Source organism: Amycolatopsis sp. 505 (genome assembly GCF_031625235.1).
Taxonomy (GTDB): Bacteria; Actinomycetota; Actinomycetes; order Mycobacteriales; family Pseudonocardiaceae; genus Amycolatopsis.
On sequence record NZ_JACKQP010000003.1, the window covers coordinates 100682 to 117917 of the forward strand.

General features: G+C 74.3%; 8 protein-coding genes. 1 reads left to right on the forward strand and 7 read right to left on the reverse strand.

Features of this window, described 5'->3' with window-relative positions; all coding sequences use genetic code 11:
• Positions 1-3: 3 nt before the first annotated feature.
• Positions 4-3000, forward strand: coding sequence for a beta-ketoacyl synthase N-terminal-like domain-containing protein (locus H5965_RS12310; RefSeq protein ID WP_310969782.1), 2997 nt, complete (start codon positions 4-6; stop codon positions 2998-3000).
• Between the two features lie 14 nt (positions 3001-3014).
• Here the strand turns inward: H5965_RS12310 and H5965_RS12315 are convergent, their stop codons facing one another.
• The 7 genes from H5965_RS12315 to H5965_RS12345 form a co-directional block, all read right to left on the reverse strand.
• Entirely contained in the window at positions 3015-4097 is a 1083-nt protein-coding gene (locus tag H5965_RS12315) for a hypothetical protein (RefSeq protein ID WP_310969783.1), read from the reverse strand.
• A gap of 148 nt (positions 4098-4245) precedes the next feature.
• Positions 4246-4992, reverse strand: a complete 747-nt coding sequence (locus tag H5965_RS12320) for an alpha/beta fold hydrolase (protein ID WP_310969784.1) — start codon at positions 4990-4992, stop codon at positions 4246-4248.
• Positions 4989-6053, reverse strand: coding sequence for an HAD-IIIC family phosphatase (locus tag H5965_RS12325; protein ID WP_310969785.1), 1065 nt, complete (start codon positions 6051-6053; stop codon positions 4989-4991). The genes H5965_RS12320 and H5965_RS12325 overlap by 4 nt, the downstream gene beginning before the upstream one ends.
• Positions 6050-7189 (reverse strand): acyl-CoA dehydrogenase family protein, encoded by a 1140-nt coding sequence (locus tag H5965_RS12330; protein WP_310969786.1) that lies wholly within the window; start codon positions 7187-7189, stop codon positions 6050-6052. Before H5965_RS12330 ends, H5965_RS12325 begins: the two co-directional genes overlap by 4 nt.
• A gap of 3 nt (positions 7190-7192) precedes the next feature.
• Positions 7193-7444: an acyl carrier protein gene (locus H5965_RS12335; RefSeq protein WP_003066161.1), complete on the reverse strand. Its 252-nt coding sequence runs from the start codon at positions 7442-7444 to the stop codon at positions 7193-7195.
• A 29-nt stretch (positions 7445-7473) separates the two neighbouring features.
• The gene (locus tag H5965_RS12340) at positions 7474-8316 is read right to left on the reverse strand and encodes a 3-hydroxyacyl-CoA dehydrogenase NAD-binding domain-containing protein (RefSeq protein ID WP_310969787.1); all 843 of its coding nucleotides are present in this window, start codon (positions 8314-8316) and stop codon (positions 7474-7476) included.
• A 34-nt stretch (positions 8317-8350) separates the two neighbouring features.
• Positions 8351-17236 (reverse strand): SDR family NAD(P)-dependent oxidoreductase, encoded by an 8886-nt coding sequence (locus H5965_RS12345; RefSeq protein ID WP_310969788.1) that lies wholly within the window; start codon positions 17234-17236, stop codon positions 8351-8353.

Sequence of the window (17236 nt, forward strand, 5' to 3'; positions counted from 1 at the left end):
GCCATGACGGAACCGGCACACGAATCGGCCGTGGCGCTCGTCGGGATGGCGGGGCGCTTCCCGGGCGCCGCCGACGTCGAGCAGCTGCGCCGCAACCTCGCGGCCGGGCTCCCCGGCCTGCGCGAGCTGACCGACGCCGAACTCGCCGCCGCGGGCGTGGACCCGGCCACCCCGGGCCACGTCCGCGTCGGCGGGCCCGTCGCCGGCGGCGTCGAGACGTTCGACGCCGCCGCCTTCGGGCTGTCCGCGCGCGAGGCGGAAACCCTGGAACCGCACCACCGGCTCCTGCTGGAGTGCTCGTGGGAAGCCCTGGAACGGGCCGGTTACCGGCCGACGGATCCCGGGGTGCCCGTCGGGCTGTTCGCCGGCTGCGCCTTCCCCGACTACCTGACCCGCAACTTGGCCCACCTGGCCGGGGAACCGGGCGGCAAGCCCCTGCTGTCCGCGGGGGTGGAGCGCGACTCGCTGACGTCGCTCGTGTCGTACAAGCTGGGCCTGCGCGGCCCGGCGATCACCGTGCAGACGTACTGCTCGACGTCGCTGGTCGCGGTGCACCTGGCGTGCCAGAGCCTGCTGACCTACGAGTGCGACCTGGCCCTGGCCGGGGGCGCCGCGCTGCCGCTGCCGCAGACCGGCGGCCACGTTTTCGAAGAGGGCAGCATCCTGTCGCCCGACGGCCGGGTGCGCGCCCTCGACGCGGAGGCGAACGGCACGGTGATGGGCTCCGGCGCGGCGATCGTCGCGCTGAAACGCCTGGAGGACGCCCTCGCCGACGGCGACGTCGTGCACGCGGTGCTCCTCGGCTCGGCGGTCAACAACGACGGCCGTGACCGCGCCGGCTACCCCGCGCCCGGGGTCGCCGGGCAGGCCGCGGTGGTCGACACCGCGCTGGCCGTGGCCGGGGTGAAGCCCGAGACGGTCGGGTACGTCGAGTGCCACGCCGTCGGCACGCCGCTGGGCGACTCGATCGAACTGGCCGCGCTGAACCGGGTCTTCGGGCCGGGACGCGCGGCACCGTGCGTGCTCAGCTCGGTCAAGCCCAGCATCGGGCACCTCGATCGCGCGTCCGGCGTCACGTCGTTGATCCGGGCGGCGCTGAACCTGCGTGACGGCGTCCTGCCGGGCACGGCCGGGTTCCGCACGCCCAACCCCGCGCTCGGTGACCGGTTCACCGTGCTGCCCGCCGACGTCCCCTGGCCCGCGGACGGCGCGCCGCGGCGGGCGGGCGTCAGCTCGTTCGGTGTCGGCGGAACGAACGCGCACGTCGTCCTCGAACAGCCGCCGGTCCGGGAGCCCCGGCGTTCTCGCGGGCCGCACTTGCTCACGTTCTCCGCCGGGGACGCCGGTGCGCTCGACGAGGTGACTTCGCGGCTGCGCGCCCACCTGGCCGCGCACCCGGACTCGGACCTCGCCGACGTCGCTTTCACGCTGCAGGTGTCGCGCGGCCACTTCGCGCTGCGGCGGGCGGTGGTGGTCCAGGACCTGCCGGACGCGGTGGCGGCGCTGGCCGATCCCGAACGGTGGATCGACGGCGAGACGCGTCGCCGTGACCCGCGGTTCCGGCTGGTCGCGGGCACCGGCTCCGGCTGGGCGCCGACGGCCGACGCGGCCCACCGCCTGCTGGCCGGGGCCGAGGTCCCCGCGCCGCCGGCCACGCGCGAGGGCGCGCTGTCGGTGTTGACCGCCGGCCTGACCCGGCTGGGCATCCGGCTGGACGAGGGCGCCTCGGAGACGGTCGCCGTCGAGAGCGGGTGGTCGGCCGCGGAGCTGCTCGCGGTGGTGGCCCGGCTGTGGCTCGCGGGCTGCACGGTCGATTGGGCGGCCCTGCACCGCGGCGAGGGGCGGCGGGTGGAGCTGCCGCCGTACCCGTTCCAGCGCAAGCGTTTCTGGGTCGAGGCGGCCGAGGGACCGCGTCCGGGGGCGTACGTGCCGTCGTGGCGGCTCGACCCGCAGCCCCTGGCCGGCTTGGAGAGCCGGGTGCGGGCGGCGGGGCCGTGGCTGGTGTTCGCCGGTGATCCGGTCGGCGAGGCCCTGGCCGCCCGCATCACCCTGGCGGGGTCCGAGGTGACCACCGTGCGGCCCGGTTCCGGGTTCGCGTTCCTGGACACCGGTGACTTCGTCGTGGGCCCGGGCGACCTGCCGGCGCTGCTGCGGTCGCTGGTCGTCGTCCCGCGGACGGTCGTGCACGGCTTCGCCCTGGGCGGCTCACCGGGGGAGATCGAGGTGGCGGCCGGGTTGTGGCCGGGGATGGTGACGCTCACCTCCGGCGCCGTGGGTGTCCTGGGGGCCGACTTGACCACGCCTTCGCAGGCGGGTCTCACGGCGTTGACGCCGCGGCACATCGACGTGGGGCCGGACGCCGACCTGGACCAGGTGCTGGCGGCGGTGCTGCACGCGGATTCCCCGCTGGCGGTGCGCGGTGACCAATCGTGGCGGCCGCACCACGAGCCGTGGGAGCCGGCCGGGCACGCCGAAGCCGAGGTGCACCACGACGTGCCGGACCTGGGCGGACGGCGGGGAATCCTGCTGGTCCGGCCGGATCCGGCCGGCCGCGTCCTGGCCGCGGAAGCGCGGGTGGCCCGGCTCGCCGGCCGCGGGCGGTGGACGACGGTGGTGTCCACTTCGGACCCCGGCTCGGCGGCCCTGGCGGCGGTGGCGGCCGCCGACCACCTGACCGAGGTCGTGCTCTCCGGGGTGCCGCTCGCCCGCCCGGTCGCCCCCGCCGAGTCCGTTCGCCTCCCGGGTGCGGCCCGGCCGCGGCCGGACCTGGGGACGCCGTTCGTGGAGCCGGAGCCGGGCCTCGAGCAGGAGGTGGCCGCCCGGTGGGCGAAGGCCCTCGGGTACACCGAGATCGGCGCGGACGACAATTTCTTCGAGCTGGGCGGCCGCTCGGCCGGGGCGGTCCGCATCGCGGCCCACTGGAGCCTCCCCGCGACGGCGGTCGTCGAGCTGCCGACGGTCCGGTTGCTCGCCGCCCGGATCGCCGAAACCCGTGGCTGACCCGGGCACGGGTGTCAGGGCCGGATCCAGAGGGTGCGGCTGCCCGCCAGGAGTACCCGGCCGTCCGCGAGGCGCGCGACGGCGCTGACCGGATCCGGTGGGCACCCGAGTTCGCCCCGCTGCCAGCCACCGGCATCGAGCGTCCAGACGATCGAGCAGGATCGGCTCGACCCGGCCCAGCTCTTTTCGGAGCGTTCTCCGATCAGCACCGGCTTGCCTGCTGCGTCGACGGTCCCGCCGCTGATCCGGCCGTCACCCAGCGCCGTGGGAGCTTCGAGCTGCCAGTCGCCGGGTTCGCCGGTCACGACCAGCGGGCCGGCCGCGGAAATCCCGGCCAGCAGCCACTTCCCGCCGGTACGCAGTACCGTGGTGACGACGAGTTCGCTCCCTCGCACCGGGACGTCCGACACCGTCCACGTTTCCCCCGCGTCCCCGGAGGACCACACCCGTGCGGCCGTACCGGCGGAGCCGGCCACGAGGACCCGGTCGCCCTCGGCCGCGATTGCCCTCGGCTCCCAGTAGCCCGGCAGGTCCGTCGGCAGCGTGATCTCGTGCGCGGTGCGGCCCTCGTCACCGGACACCCACGCGACCGGTTGGGGCCTGCCGGAAGGTTGCCCCGTACCGACGCCGACCAGGTTCCGGCCCGCGCGGGCCAGCGCCACCGCCCGCCGGTCGGACTCCGGCTGGAAAAGCGGAACGACGGCGCCGGAGCGGTCCCGCCGTGAGAACGCCGGGCCGAGCCCGATCACGGAGCCGTCCGGCCCGGCTACGGCGGCGGTGGCGGTGAAGCCGGTGGCTGCCTGTTCCGGCGTCCGGTCGAGCACGAGCCGGGTGCAGTCCTCCTTGCCCACCCAGGTCGACGCCACGCGGCTGCTGTTGGCCCACGAATAGGCGGTGAAGCCGAGCACGCAGGCGCCGTCCGGCACCAGCGTCATCGGTCCGTCGTAGACGGCGCGGTCCACTACCGGGAGCTGGATGGCGTCGGTGCGCGCGACGAAACCGAGCGCGTCGAGCGGCTCATCGGGCATCATGGGCGCTGGGTCGCAAGCCACCAGCGCGACCAAGGACACCGCGAGAATTCCCCCGACCTTCTTCACGATCGTGGACCTTGCCAGCGAAAGGTCACGGTCCAGCCTCGCGAAGGTGCGGTTTCGGGCATGGGTGATGGGCCCGCCGCCAGGGGTATTGGCGGCGGGCCCACCACGTTCGGAGACCCTACGTCCAAGTGCACCAATGATGTGGCAGTTAGGCGTAGGGGCGCAGGGCGGCGGCCAGGTGGGCCAAGGTGACCTCTTCCTGCTCCAGCACCGCGAAGTGGCCGCCCTCCAGGACGTGGCCGCGGAACGGGCGGACCGTCTGCTCCCGCCACGCCAGCACCGACTCCACGCTCGCGCGGACGTCGGCCGTGCTCGCCAGGGCCGTCACCGGGACCTCCAGCGGCGGTCCGGACACGTAGCCGTACGTGTTCTTCACCGTCAGGTCCGCGCGGATCGGCGGCAGGATGAGCCGCAGCACGCGCGGGTCGTTCAGGAACACCTCCGGCGTCCCGCCCAGCGTGCGCAATAGCGACACGATCTCCGCGTCGCCCATGCCCGCCACGATCGGGTCGTCCGGGGTCAGCCACTGCGGGGCCGGGCAGCCCGACACCACCAGGTGCACCGGGAGGGCCGCGCCGCGGCGGGAAATCTCCCGCACCAGCTCGAACCCGACCAGCGCGCCCAGGCTGTGGCCGTAGACCGCGTAAGGGGAGTCGTCCGAGAGCACGAAGTCCGCCAGATCGGCGACGTACGAGGACATCGACGTGTGCGGTGTGTCCCGCTGGCGCGTCTCACGGCCCGGCGGCTGGACCGGGCACACCGTCACCCCGGGCAGCCGGCCGATCCACGCGCGGAACGCCGACGCCGAGCCGCCCGCGTGCGGCAGGCAGTACAGCCGCACGTTCCCCGCGGTCACGGGGAACGGCAGCCAGCGGCTCGCCACCGCCGTCGTCACGACTCCACCTCGAGCGTCACGTACCCGGGCGGCTCCTGGATCGCGTCCAGATCCGCCGCCAGCACCACGTGCGAGCCTTCCCGCGAGACCTCGCGGAACCCGCTGAACGCGTAGGTGATCTGCATCATCCGGTTGCGGCCGGTCTCGACGAAGTCCGCGCGCAGCCCGGCACCCGCCGCCCGGGCCAGGCCCATCACGTGGCCCAGCAGCACCGTGCCGACGCCGCGCGACATCACGCGGCACGACATCAGCATCATGTTGAGCCGCCAGTCCGGCGATCCCTTCTCCAGCAGCGCCAGGCCGATCTTGCCGTAGGAGCCGAACTTGTCGGTCAGCGACGCGACGAGCAGCACGTGGTCGTCCGACGAGCGCAGCGCGTCCAGCTCGTCGTAGGAGTACGTCCGCCCGGTCGAGTTGAGCTGGTTGGTGCGGACGGTCAGCTCCTCCGCCCGCTGCAGGTCCTCCCGCTTGGCCGGCGCGATGGTGAACCGCAGGTCCAGGCTCGCCAGGAAGTCCTCGCCGGTGCCGGCGAAGTCGGCCTCGACGTCGTCGCGGGCGAGCTGGCTGAAGTACATCCCGCGCCGCTGCGCCGACTCGTCGGTGACGAACCGCGGCGCGAACTCCGGCCGCCGCAACACCTCGTCGGCCTCCAGGATGTCCACTGTGGTCACCTGCGGCAGCGCGAAGGCGACCTCGGCGCGCTCGAACTCCTGGTCGTCGACGAACGCGAACGCGTCGAGGCCGAGGTTGAGCTTCTGCGCGATCTGGCCGATCGACACCGACTTCGCGTTCCACGAGATGCGCGGGAACAGGAAGTACTCGTCGAGGCCGAACTCGCGCAGCTTCGCCATCGCGGCTTCGTGGTCGTTCTTGCTGGCGACCGAGTGCAGCACGCCCATCGCGTCGAGGCGCTTGACGTGCTCGACCACCCACGGGCGCAGCCGGACGTCGCCGTCCTCGAGCAGAACCCCGTCCCAGACGGTGTTGTCGAGGTCCCACACCACGCACTTGATCTTGCCCTGCACCGGCTTGGCGGGTGCCGGGGAGAGGAGACTGGTCACGGTACCTGCTTCCGGTAGGCCTCGGCGGCGATGGTCATCCGCTGGATCTCGGTGCTGCCCTCGATGATCTCCATGACCTTCGAGTCCCGGTAGAACCGGGCGACGGGGTAGTCCGTGCTGCAGCCGTTGGCGCCGTGCACCTGCACGGCCTCCGACGCGTGTTTCGCGGCCGCGACCGACGCGAAGTACTTCGCCACCCAGGTGGCCATGATCGTCGCCGAGTCGCCGCGGTCCTTGAGCCGGCCGGCCTCGGCCAGCAGCAGCCGGGCCGCGCGGACGTCGGTGACCATGTCCGACAGCTTCGCCTGGATCAGCGGCAGGTCCTTCAACGGCGTGCCGCCGACCGTCCGCTTGCTCGTGTAGTCCGCGCACGCGTCGGCGCACGCCTGGATGATGCCCACCGACCCGGCCGCGACGCTGTAGCGGCCGAGGTCGAGCGTGCCGGTGAGGACCATGCCGGAGGCGAACCCGCTCGGCCCGAGCAGCGCGTCGGCACCCAGCCGGACGCCGTCGAAGGAAATGGACGCCAGCATCGACGAGCGCGTCCCGAGGATGTCGTCGATCGGGGTGACCGTGACACCGGGCGCGTCGCGCGGCACGAGCAGCGCGATCGTGCTGGCCGGGCCCTTCGCGAAGACGAGGAACAGGTCCGCGCGCCGGCCGTTGGTGGTCCACTTCTTGAGGCCGTCGAGCCGCCAGCCGTCGCCGTCGGGGGTGGCGGTCGTGGTGATCGCGGCCGTGTCGCTGCCCGCGCCGGGCTCGGACAGGCAGAACGCGCCGAGGACGCGCCCGCTCGCCAGCTCCGGCCCCCACCGGTGCTGCTGCGCCTCGGTGCCGAAGCGCAGCAACGCCCAGGAGAGCATGGTGTGCACGGTCAGCAGGCTGCGGACCGACGAGCAGCCGCGGCCGACCTCTTCGTGGATCTCCCCGAGGGTGACCATGTCGAGGCCGCAGCCGCCGAGCTCGGGCGGCAGGAACGGCGCCCACAACCCGGCCTCGGCGATCTTGTCCAGGACGTCCTCGGGGATCCGCCCGGCCTTGTCCCACACGTCGGCGAAGGGGACGACGTGCTCGTCCACGAAGGCCCGCGCGGCCTCGCGGCCGGGCGCGCGGACCGCGGTGAGTACCTCCGGCACGGGTCAGCCCACCGTCGCGGCCGGGCGGAGGCGGCCGACCAGCTCGGTCATCGCCGCCGCGGTGCGGAAGTTGTCGATCCGCAGTTCCTCGTTGGGGATGGTGACGGCGAAGGTCTTCTCCAGGTGCATCACCAGCTCCATGGCGAACAGGGAGTTGATGTAGCCGAGGGAGAAGATGTCCTCGGTCGCGGTGATCTCGGCCTGGGGGAAGCGGCCGGTGATGAAGGCGAGGATGTCGCCGGTGGTCTCGGACATGGCTCTGTTCTCCTTCTGAGTGACGGGATTCAGCTGTAGGTGTAGAAGCCGCGGCCGGACTTGCGGCCGTGCAGGCCGGCGTCGGTCATCTGCTTGAGCAGCGGGCAGGGGCGGTACTTCGAGTCGGCGTAGTGCTCGTAGAGCACCTCGACGCTGTAGAGGATCGTGTCGACGCCGATCAGGTCGGCCGTTTCCAGCGGGCCCATCGGGTGGCCGAAGCAGCCGCGGAACACCTCGTCGACCGACTCGGCGGTGGCGACGCCCTCGTGCACCAGGTAGGCGGCCTCGTTGACGGTGAGCATGAGCACGCGGTTGGACACGAAGCCCGACGCGTCCTTCACGTCGACCCAGCGCTTGCCGATGCTGGTGAGCAGCTCGCGGGTGCGCAGGATGGTCTCCGGCGAGGTGTGGAAGCCGGGGATCAGCTCGACGACCGGCTTCTGCGGCACCGGGTTCATGAAGTGGACGCCGATGACGCGGCCCGGGTTCTTGCCGACCGAGGCGATCCGGGTGATCGGGACCGCCGAGGTGTTGGCGATGATCACCGTGCCCGGGCCGCAGACCTCGTCGAGCTCGGCGTGCACGGCGGCCTTGATGTCCCAGTCCTCGGTGACGTTCTCGACCAGGATTTCGGTCTTGTCCAGCGCGGCCAGGCCGACCGCGGTGGTGATCCGGGCGAGGATCTCGTCCGCGTCGAGCGCGGGTCCGCCCATGAGCCGGCTGAGCCGGCAGTTGCGCGTGATCGCGGCGCGGGCCTCCTCGAGGATCCGCTCGTCCTTGTCGACCAGCACGACCTCGTGGCCGGCGGCGGCGAAGTCCTGGGCGACGCCGATGCCCATGACGCCGGCGCCCACCACTCCCGTGACTGCCATGACTGTTCCCTTTCTGCTGTGCGGAGGTTGTCGTTCAGGCCCGGCGCCGTCGGGCGGCCGCGGCTTTGATGCCGGAGCGGCGCAGCTGTCCCTGCGCCTGGGTGTCGGGTGCGGGTTCGGGGGTCTCCGGGCCGCCGGCGGCGATCTTCGCGAGTGCGGCGACGGTCGGGGCCTCGTGGATGATGTGCGGCGGCAGTTCCGCGTCCGGGAACGCGGTGCGCAGCCCCGCCAGCAGCGAGATGCCGAGCAGGGACGTGCCGCCGAGCTCGAAGAAGTTGTCGGCCGCGCCGACCCGGTCCAGGCGCAGTGCCTCGCACCACGCCTCGGCCACCGCGCGCTCGGCGTCGCCCTCGGGTTCCTGGAACGGGGTGACCAGCTCCGGCCGCGGGTGGCGGTCGGCCGTCGAGCCGCCGTGGGCGGCCGAGGTGACGGCGTCGACGCTGAACCGCGCCGCCACGGCGGTCACCGCGTCGAGGTCCTGGGTGGACACGACGACGTGCGGTTCGCCCGAGGCCAGTGCCCGCAGCAGCGTGCGCCAGCCCTGTTCGAAGTCGATGCCGAACTTGGCGCGGTGCTCGCGGAAGTAGGTCTGGATGTCCTCCTCGTACCCGGAAAGCCCTTCGTCCCAGGCGTTCCAGGTCCACTCGCCCCACGAGATCGACACCGTGCGGCCGCCGTGCGAGGCGGCGTAGGCGTCGAGCCAGGCGTTGCCGGCGCAGTAGTCGACCTGGCCGGGGCCACCGCCGGTGACCGAGGTGATGGAGGAGAACAGCGCGACGAAGTCGAGGTCCAGGCCGTCGGTGGCCGCGCTGAGGGCCCGGGAGCCGGGCAGCTTCGGGGCGAGGACCTGGTCGGCGTCACCCGGCTGCTTGAACTGCATCAGGCCGGTGCCGGGCACGCCCGCGGTGTGCAGGATGCCGTGCAGCGCCCCGAACCGCTCGATGGCCACGGCGACCGCGCGCCGGACGTCGGTCTCTTCGGCGACGTCGCCTTCGACGACCACCACTTCACCGCCGAGCGCCTCGATTTCGCGGACGCGGTCGACGCGGTCGCGGATCGTGCCGGGCACCTCGTCGGTGCCGTCGGCGATCCCGGCCCAGCGTTCGCGCGGCGGCAGGCCCCGGCGGCCGAACAGGACGAGTTTGGCGTCGCTGTCGCGGGCCAGCCGCTCGGCCATGGCCAGCCCGATCCCGCCGAGGCCGCCGGTGATCAGGTAGACGCCGTGCTCGCGCAGGACGTCCGCCGCCTGCTCGATCGGCTGCGGCGCCAGGACCTCGTAGCCGGGCAGCCAGCGCCGCGAGCCGCGCAGCGCGACCGTGCGGCCCGGCGCCGGGCGGTGCAGCTCGGCGACCACGGCGGCGGCACCGGCGGCCGCGTCGACGTCGATCAGCCGCGTCTGCACACCCGGGTACTCCATCGGGATCACCAGGTTCGGCCCGGTGAGCGTGGCCGCGTCGGGCCGCAGCTCGCCGTCGTGCAGGACGCGCTGGGTGCCGGTGGCGGCCAGGTCCAGGGTCCAGCCGCCGAGGCCCAGCTCGCCGGCCGCGCGGGCCAGCGCCACGAGGGTGTGCAGGCCGAGCAGCAGGGAGTCGTCGTCGAGGTTCCACAGGTGGACGACCCGGTCCAGGCGGGTGCCGCCGCGCTTGAGGTCGCGCAGCAGGCTCAGCAGGTCGTCGACGTCGCCGGGGCGGACGGTGGCGTCCGGGCCCGGCCGGTACCCCGCGCCCGGCCGGACCACGGTCACCGGGTCGCCGGTGCGGCGGATCCCGTCGAGGACGTCCTCGGCGAGGCCGGGACGGGCGAACACCAGCCAGGACGCGGGCTGCGGCGCGACGGGCGCGGCCGAGGTCTGGCGCCAGGTGGGCAGGTTGATCCACTGCTCCTCCGGCAGCAGCGGGATCCGGTCGAACTCCTCCAGGGGGCCCTCCGCGGGCGTCTCGACCCGGGCCGTCCCGGTGGCCGGCTTCGCCTCGATCCAGTAGCGCTGGCGCTGGAAGGGGTAGGTCGGCAGCGGCACGCGACCGGGGGCGGTGCCGCGGTAGACCGGTGTCGCCGTGCCCCGGCCGTGGTAGGCGGACCAGTCGAGGTTCGCGCCGAGCAGCCAGAGCCGGGCCAGGCCGTCGGTGAGCACCTCGTCGGCCGGGCGCGGGTCGTCCGCGGCGGGCAGCGTGGCGGTGATCAGCGGCCAGCGCGTCGCCGGGCTGAGTCCGCGCAGCAGGGCACCGAGGGACGGCCCGGGGCCGATCTCGACGACGGCCACGTGCTCGTCGGCCAGCAGCTCGGTGGCCGCGGCGGCGAACCGCACGGTCTCGCACATGTGCCGCGCCCAGTACCCGGGGTCGGTGACCAGCTCGGCGGTGGCGCGCTCCCCGGTGACGTTGGACAGGTAGGGCAGCTCGGGTGCGTTGAGCGTGACGTTCCCGGCGATCCACGCGGTCAGCTCGGCCGCGGCCGGCGTCAGCATCCGCGAGTGGAACGCGTGGCTGGTGCGCAGCGGCCGGCACGGGACGTCCGCGGCCCGCAGGTCCTGCGCGAGCCGCTCGACCGCCGCGCTCTCCCCGGCCACCACGACCAGTTCGGGGCCGTTCACCGCGGCGAGGTCGAGGCCCGTGAGGTCGAACCGTGCTTCCAGCTCGGTGACCGACAGCGGCACGGCGGCCATCGACCCGCCGGGGAGCGTGGCGATCAGCTCCGCGCGCTTGGCGACCAGCGCCAGGGCGTCCTCGAGCGAGAGCACTCCGGCCAGGCAGGCGGCGACGTACTCGCCGAGGCTGTAGCCGAGCATCGCGGCGGGCTTCAGGCCCCACTCCATGAGCGTCCGCGCCAGGGCGTAGTCGACGGCGAACATGAGGGGCTGGGCCAGTTCGGTCTGCTGGAGCCGGTCGGCGCGCGGGTCTTCGTCGCCGCCACGGCCCAGCAGCGCGGCCAGGCTCGGGCCGCCGCCGCGGGCGCCGGTGACGAGGTCGCCGTCGGCGTCGAGGTGGGCCAGGCACTCGTCGAGGTGGGCGCGGAACACCGGCTCGCGGCGGTACAGCTCGCCCACCAGGCCGGGGTACTGCTCGCCGACGCCGGCGAAGAGGAACGCCACCGGCCGGTCCTGGACCGGCTCGACGCGGGTCGCGGGCGTGCCCAGCGCGGTGACCGCACTGTCCACATCGGACGCGACCGCGGCCCGCCGGTGCTCGAACGTCTTGCGGCCCTCCTGGAGCGTGAAGGCCACGTCGGCGAGCCGCGCGTCCGGCGTGCCGGCGAGGTGCTCGCCGAGCCGGCGGGCCGCCGTGTCGGCCGCGTCGGCGGTGCGGGCCGAGACCGGCAGCACCTGGTAGCGGCGCTCGGTGTCCGGGTCACCCGGCGGGAGCGCGGGCCGGTCGGGCGGCTGTTCGACGACGACGTGCACGTTGGTGCCTCCCATGCCCAGCGAGTTGAGCCCGGCGATCCGGGGACGGCCGCCGCCGGTGTTCCACGGCGCGAGCTCGGCCGCCACCCGGAACGGGCTGTGCGCGAAGTCGATCTCCGGGTTCGGCGCGGTGTAGTGCAGCGTCGGCGGGATCAGGCCCTCGCGGACCACCAGCGACGCCTTGATCAGCCCGGCCGTGCCCGCGGCGCGGTCGAGGTGCCCGACGTTCGGCTTCACCGAGCCGAGGGCGCAGTACTGCTTCTCGGCGGTGTCCCCGAACGCCCGGGTCAACGCGGCGACCTCGATCGGGTCGCCCAGCTCGGTCGCGGTGCCGTGCGCCTCGACGTACCCGACGTCCTCGGCGGCGACCCGTGCGTCGGCCATGGCGTCGGCGATCACCCGCGACTGCCCGCCGACGCTGGGAGCGGTGTAGCCGACCTTGAGGGCGCCGTCGTTGTTCATCGCCGAGCCGCGGATCACCGACCAGATGTGGTCGCCGTCGCGCAGGGCCGCGCCGAGCTTCTTGAGGACGACGACGGTGGCGCCGTCGCCGAACATGCTCCCGTGCGCCTGGGCGTCGAAGGTGCGGACGTGCCCGTCCGGCGACTCCTGGCCGCCGGGGGAGTGCAGGTGCCCGATCCGGTCCGGCACGCGGACCGAGACGCCGCCCGCGAGGGCCATCTCGCAGTCGCCGGCCCGCAGGCTGCGCATCGCGGTGTGCACCGCGACCAGCGACGTCGAGCAGAACGTCTGGACCGCCATGCTCGGGCCGCGCAGGTCGAACAGGTAGGACACGGTGGTGGTGAGCGCGTCCTTGTCGTTGCCCATCACCAGCTCGTAGATGCTGGCGTCGGCGTCGGAGGTGAACTGGCCGGCGATGCCGAGCAGGTACGTCGAGAGGTTGCAGCCGCCGAAGACGCCGACCCGGCCGCGTTCGCCGGGCTTCGCGTACCCGGCCCCCTCCAGGGCTTCCCAGCAGACCTCGAGGAAGAGGCGCTGCTGGGGGTCGGTGAGGGCGGCCATGCGCGGGCTGAGGCCGAAGAAGGCGGCGTCGAACCCGGTGACGTCGTCGAGCACCGGCCGCGCCGGCACGTAGGCCGGGTCGCGGACCTGCGCCGGGTCGACCCCGGCGGCGATGAGCTCGTCGGGGGTGAAGAAGGTGATCGACTCGACGCCGTCGCAGAGGTTGCGCCAGAACTCGTCGATCGTGCCCGCGCCGGGGAACCGGCCGGCCATGCCGACGATGGCGATGTGCCGGTCGAGCTCGTCGTCGTCGGGATCGGCCTCCCGGACCGGCGAGGTGGTGACCGGTGCCGGTGCCTGGTCGTCGAGGGTGGCGGCGAGGGCCTGGACGGTGGGCAGTTCGAAGAGCGTGACGGTGGGGATGGCGACGCCGAAGCGGTCCTTGACCAGGGCGAGCATCTGCAGGGCGAGCAGGGAGTTGCCGTTGAGGTCGAAGAAGTTGTCCCGGGTGCCGACCGGCTCGACGCCGAGCACGGCCGACCAGACTTCGGCGAGCGCGCGTTCGGTGGCGGTCATCGGCGGGGTGTAGGGCTGGGGCAGGTCGGGCCGCGGGAACCGGTCGGCGGTGATGGCCCGGGCCGGCTTCACCGCGCCGGGGAGCCGCTCGTCGAGCCCGCCGGCGGCGACGATCACGGCCGGCCCGGCGTGCGCGGTGAGCCGGTCGAACGCGGTCAGCGCCTGGGCGCGGGTCATGGCGTGCTTGGCCATGGACGCGCCGAGCCGGGCGTCGAGCCGTTCCAGGGTGCCGGGCCAGGTGTCCCAGGCGGCGGCGACCCAGCCCGTACGGCCGTGGGCTTCGGCGAGCAGCGCGGCGTTGGCGGCGGCGTAGCTGCCGAAGGTGACCCCGCCGAGCAGGGCCGAGGTGGAGGAGAAGAGGAGTGTCCACTCGGGACGGTCTGCCTCCGGCAGCGCGTCGAGGGCCGCGGCGAGCACCCGGGCCCCGCCGACCTTGGCGGCGAAGTGCAGGGCGATCACCGGTTCGTCCAGTTCGGACAGAGGGCGGAACCCGGCGGGATCGGAGTCCGCGGCGGCGTGGACGATGCCGTCGAACTTCTCGGTGAGCAGAGCCGTGAGCGCGGCCGGGTCGCTGACGTCCACGCGAGGGGTGTGCACGTCGGCACCGAGGGCCCGCAGCCGGGCCACCGCGGCGTCGGTACCCCCGCTGCGGCTGGCGAGGACCAGCCGGCGCGCGCCACGGGTGGCGAGGTGCTCGGCGACGGTGAGCCCGACCCCGCCGAGGCCTCCGGTGATGAGGTAGCTGCCGCCGTCCCGGACGGCGGGCGCCGCGGCGGGTTCGGCGGGCCGGTAGCCGGGAACGAGCCGCTGGTCGCCCCGGTAGGCGACCAGGGGTGCGCCGGGCGCCCGCAGTTCGGCGGCGAGCACGGCGGCGGCTTCGGCGGCGGTGTGGGCCGCGTCGAGGTCGACGGTCCCGGCGTCGAGGTTGAGGTGTTCCTGGTTGGCGACGACCGGGAGGACGGCCACGGCCGCCTGGGCGGGCCGCACCCGGCCGGATCCCGTCGCCTGGCCCGCACGGGTGGCGACGAGGACCCGGACCGCGCGTGACCCGTCACCCGCCACTGCCGCGAGGGTGCGGGACACCGCGTGCACCGCGGCCACGTCGTCGTCGAGGTCGAGCACCGACAGGTCGACGATCGTGTCCGCCTCGGCGGGCTCGACGACGGTCCCGAGCAGCGCGCTCAGCGCCGCGGCCACCCCGCCGGTGTCCGGCCGGATCGCCACCCGGCCGGTGGTCCCGGCGTCGGCGGCGGGCTGCGGCCGCCACGACGGCGTCAGCAGCTGCACGTGCTCGTCCGGCTCCGCGGTGAGCTGCGGCACCGTGGGCGTGACCGTCCCCGGCGCGTCGATCCAGTACCGCGACCGCTGGAACGGGTACCCCGGCAACCCGACCCGCCGGGCCTCGCGGCCGCCGCGGACACCGGTCCAGTCGAGGTCCACCCCGGCCAGCCACAGCCGGCCGGCCGCTTCGGCCAGCGCGACCGAAGCCGACGCCGGGTCGTCCGCGCCCGGCAGCGTCGGGATCACCGACGCCCAGCGCGACGGCGCGCACGCCCGGTGCCCGCGCACCATCGCGCCCAGCGAGCGGCCCGGGCCGAGCTCCAGGAGCACCGTGTCCTCGTCGGCCAGCAGCGTCGCCAGCGCGTCGTCGAACCGGACCGGAGCGCACATGTGCTCGGCCCAGTACCCCGGTTCGGGTGCCTCGGTGACCAGCTCGCCGGTCACGTTGGAGACGTACGGGATCGTGGGCGCGGACAGCGTGACGTGGGCCGCGACCCACGCGGTCAGCTCGTCGCGCAACGAGGCGAGCTGCCGGGAGTGGAAGGCGTGCGTGGTGGCCAGGGGCCGGCACGGCACCTCACCCAGCGACTCCCGAAGGGCGGCGATGGCCTCGGACGTCCCGGACACGACGGTCAGGTGCGGCCCGTTCACCGCCGCGATGTCGAGGTCCAGGCCGCCGATCCGGGCCCGCACGTCGTCGGCCGGCAGCGGCACGGCGGCCATCGCCCCGCCGGGCAGCGCGGCGATCAGCTTCGCGCGGTGCGCCACCAGCGCGAGGGCGTCCTCCAGGGAGAGCACCCCCGCCAGGCACGCGGCCACGTACTCCCCGAGGCTGTACCCGACCAGGACGCTCGGTGAGACGCCCCACGAGCGCACCAGCTGCGCCAGCGCGTACTCGACGGCGAACAGCGCCGGGTGCAGCACCTCCGTGCGGTCGCCCGCCCGCGACCCGCCCTCGGTGCGGCCGAGCAACGCGGCCAGCCCGCCGGAGCCTTCGCGTGAGCCGAGCATCTCGTCCAGCACGGGCGAATCCAGCAGCGCGCGGCAGCGGTCCAGCTCGGCCCGGAACACCGGCGCCGTCGCGTACAGCTCCGCGGCCAGGCCCGGGTACTGCTCGCCGGTGCCCGCGATGAGGAACCCGACGCGGCGGCCGGTCCCGGCGTCGCTCGAGGCCGACACGGCTCCTTCGCGGAGCGCCTGCGCCGCTTCGGACGGCGAACCGGCCACCAGCATCCGCCGGTGCCCGAACGTCGTGCGTCCACTTTGGAGGGTGTGGGCGACGTCGGCGAGCGCGTCGCCGGACGTCGCCAGGTGGGCGGCGAGGTTGGCGGTGGCCGCGTCCGCGGCGGCGGCCGAGCGGGCCGACCACACGAGCAGCTCCGGGCCGGTCGCCGTGGTCGGAGCAGGCAGCGGCGCTTCCTCCAGCACGACGTGGGCGTTCGTGCCGCCGATGCCGAACGCGCTGACGCCGGCCCGGCGCGGGGTGTCCGTGCGCGGCCACGGCGTGCGCCCGGTGACCACGGTCAGCTCGGCGTCGCCCGCGGTGAGCTGCGGGTTCGGCGTGCCGAGGTTGCGCGTCGGCGGGATCTCCTCGTGGTGCAGGGACAGGGCCGCCTTGATCAGGTTGGTCACGCCGGCGGCGCGGTCGAGGTGCCCGACGTTCGTCTTCACCGAGCCGATCCGCAGCGACTGGCCGGCGAAGACCTGCTGCAGCGCGGCGATCTCGGCCGCGTCCCCCAGGGCGGTGCCGGTCCCGTGGGCCTCGACGTACCCGATGTCGGACGGCTCCAGCCCGGCCGCGGCCAGCGCCTCGGCGATCACCGTGGCCTGGCCTTCGACGCCGGGGGCGGTGAAGCCGACCTTGCGGCCGGCGTCGTTGTTGACCGCCCAGCCGCGCAGCACCGCGTACACCCGGTCGCCGTCGGCGAGCGCGTCCTCGAGACGGCGCAGCGCGACCACGCCGACGCCGCCGCCGAGCGGGGCGCCCAGGCCCGCGGCGTCGAACGCGCGGCACTCGCCGTCCGGCGGTGCGATGCCGCCCTGCTGGTAGAGGTAGCCGACGCGGTGCGGCACCCCGATCGACACGCCGCCCGCGAGGGCGACGTCGCATTCGAAGTTCGCCAGGCTGCTCGCCGCGACGCACACCGCGACCAGCGACGTCGAGCAGGCGCTCTGGATGCTGAACGCGGGTCCCGACAGGCCGAGCGTGTGCGAAACCCGGGTGGCCAGCGTGTCCTTGTCGTTGCCGAGGGCGATGGCGATCTCGCCCATCTCGCCGGCCGCGTTCGCCGGGGTGAGGTTGTGGGTCAGGTAGGTGCTCCACGCGCAGCCGGCGAACACGCCGATCGCGCCGTCGAAGCGCGCCGGGTCGCAGGCCGCGTCCTCCAGGGCGTGCTGGCTGTGCTCCAGGAAGAGCCGGTGCTGCGGGTCGAGGATCTGGGCTTCCTTCGGGTTAATCCCGAAGAAGCCCGCGTCGAAGTCCTCGACCCCGCGCACGACCGCGCCCGCCTTGACGTAGGCCGGGTCGCCGAGCCGGTCGGCGGGGACGCCCGCGGCCAGGAGCTCTTCGTCGGTGAAGCGGGTGATGCCGGAGCGGCCGGCGCGGATGGTCTCCCAGAGCGCGCCGACGTCGTCGGCGCCCGGGAAGCGGCCGGCCATGCCGACGACGGCGATGTCCGCGGGCGAGATGCTGGTGTCGGTCAC